Source organism: Candidatus Erwinia dacicola (genome assembly GCF_001756855.1).
Taxonomy (GTDB): domain Bacteria; phylum Pseudomonadota; class Gammaproteobacteria; order Enterobacterales; family Enterobacteriaceae; genus Erwinia; species Erwinia dacicola.
Map to the genome: position 1 here is coordinate 1 of NZ_MAYS01000092.1, position 2169 is coordinate 2169.

Here is a 2169-nt window from a genome sequence, read left to right on the forward strand (position 1 = left end):
TTTGTTGCGTTTTGAGTGGATATGAGCATGATTTTACTCTCCTAACTTCTAAATTCCGTTGATTTTACACTATACAGAAACGATCACCACCCCACACCCGGCTGGACGTGGAAAGACCGCTGGTATCAGCGCTTTGGCTGGCGTCATCGTCGCGCCATTGAGCTGCTGCACCGCATTGGGATAAAATATCATAAAGATATTATGAGCAGCTTCCCGTATGAGCTGACCGACGGCGAGTGCCAGAAAGTGAAGAACGCTATCGCCCTAGCGAATCAGCCGCGCCTGCTAATTGCCGATGAGCCCAGCTACCCCCCTACCTGAAGGGGGCAGGCACGCCTGACTAGGGGCGAGGCATGCCTCGCCCCTATGACTGTCTCGCCCCCACTACCACCCCGCTTATGCCATCCAGCTATTTCATAGCACCGAACATTATTTCTTTCGCTTTACCACTTACGCCAAGATACCCATGCCGTAATTGAAAAGGAATGATCATGGAACAGCGTCGCTTTACCGGTAACAACCACTGGTATCATGAAACCCAGACCAGCTTGTCCGAGCAGCGCGCGCCGTTGGTACCCGAAGCTGCCACCATTGAGGACAGTTTCCTGCTTGATCTGGCGCAGCAGGTCAAGGGCGATCTGATCCCTACTTTGCAGCAGGTGCAGCCCGCACTGCTGGCCTCACGCGATCTCTATCAGATCCTGTTTCCAGACGAATTAACCACCAGCCTGACCCACACGCTCACGCTGTATGATCGCCTAAGCAGCGCGCTGACGGTGGCGCAGGTGACCGGCGTTCAGCGCCTGTGCAATCATTATGCGGTGCTGCTTAACCCGCTGCCTGGGCCGGATTCATCACGCGAGAGCAATCGCCGCCTGACGCAAATCACCGAGTATGCACGCCAGCTTGCCAGTCAACCAACATTGATTGACGCCGCTGCCGTACAGCATCTGGATGATGTAGGGCTCAGCGCGCCGGATATTGTCACGCTCAGCCAGATTATTGGCTTTGTCAGCTACCAGGCGCGCGTGGTGGCCGGTATTCATGCTCTGCTGGCGTTGCCAGTGCGCTGGATGCCAAGCGTAAGGGTGCCCGCAGACGCTGACCCCGAAGTGTTCAGCGTAGCTGCCGAGTGGCAGCCCAGCCTGCCGCCACTTGAGATGCGTTACGCCGCGACTGATCAGCTGGAAGCCCTAACCTTCTGTCAGCCGATAGCTGAGCTAGAAGCCGGTGCTTGGCTGTTCGCGCACGACGGCAAAACGCTGTACGGCTGGGCGAGCCTGTTGCAGGCGCTGTCTGAGATCCGTCATTCACCGCAGGTTACGCTGGCGGCGGCAGTGACCGCACGGATTAACGGCAGTGCTGCCTGCTTTGACCGCTTAGCACTGGGCGAATTGCGTGAAGCATTGCAGGTGAGTATTGAACAGGCACTGGCGCTGGCTCATCCGCAGCAGCAGGCAGTAATCCAGCTGGCAGCCCGGCTGACGCGCTCGCCCGACCGGGTCAACTTGGCGCACGTGCAACCGCTGAAAGAGGCCGGGCTGAGTACGGCAGAAGTGTTTGCGATAATCCTTGGAGTGGCTAACGCCAGCTTGGGCAACCGCCTGATGCAGGGCTTGGGCAGCACGGCAGGGCGCGTTAATTCAGCCCATCAGCCAGCGCCGTACTTCATCGAAGAAATGCTGTGCCAGCGGAGTGGAGTGGCCAAACTCGGCGATCACCACCGTAGTGTAGTGGCACACTGATACTGGCCACCTGATTGGAAGGTGATATTCTCACCTTCCCAACACCACAGGTGACCCAATGGCTAAACATTTCACGCCGGAATTTAAGCTCGAAGCGGCGAAGTTAGTTGTCGACCACGGCTATACCTACGTTAAGGCCGCAGAGGCAGTTAACGTAAGCCATTCGGCTATCCCCCGTTGGGTGAATAAGCTGCGACTTGAGCGCCAGGGGAAAACGCCCGCCGGGCTTCCTCTGACGCCAGAACAGCTCGAGCTGCGTGAGGCGAGGAAGAAAATACAACGCCTTGAAATGGAGAACGAAATCCTAAAAAAGGCTACGGCGCTCTTAATGTCGGACGCACTCAACGGTTCACGGTAGTCGACAGGCTGAGAGCGAGGTATCCGGTCGCTGCGTTGTGCCAGACTTTTGACGTCCATCGTGTCA

Annotated in this window: 2 protein-coding genes and 1 pseudogene; all 3 read left to right on the forward strand. The window is 57.1% G+C overall.

Features of this window, described 5'->3' with window-relative positions; translation table 11 throughout:
* Positions 1–90 precede the first annotated feature (90 nt).
* Positions 91–306 (forward strand): annotated as a pseudogene (locus BBW68_RS15525) (ATP-binding cassette domain-containing protein); the annotation flags it as partial.
* 185 nt (positions 307–491) lie between these two features.
* Entirely contained in the window at positions 492–1745 is a 1254-nt protein-coding gene (locus BBW68_RS02690; protein ID WP_070133904.1) for a CMD domain-containing protein, read from the forward strand.
* A 58-nt stretch (positions 1746–1803) separates the two neighbouring features.
* On the forward strand, positions 1804–2103 hold the full coding sequence (locus tag BBW68_RS02695) for an IS3 family transposase (protein ID WP_070133583.1): 300 nt from the start codon (positions 1804–1806) through the stop codon (positions 2101–2103).
* Positions 2104–2169 lie beyond the last annotated feature (66 nt).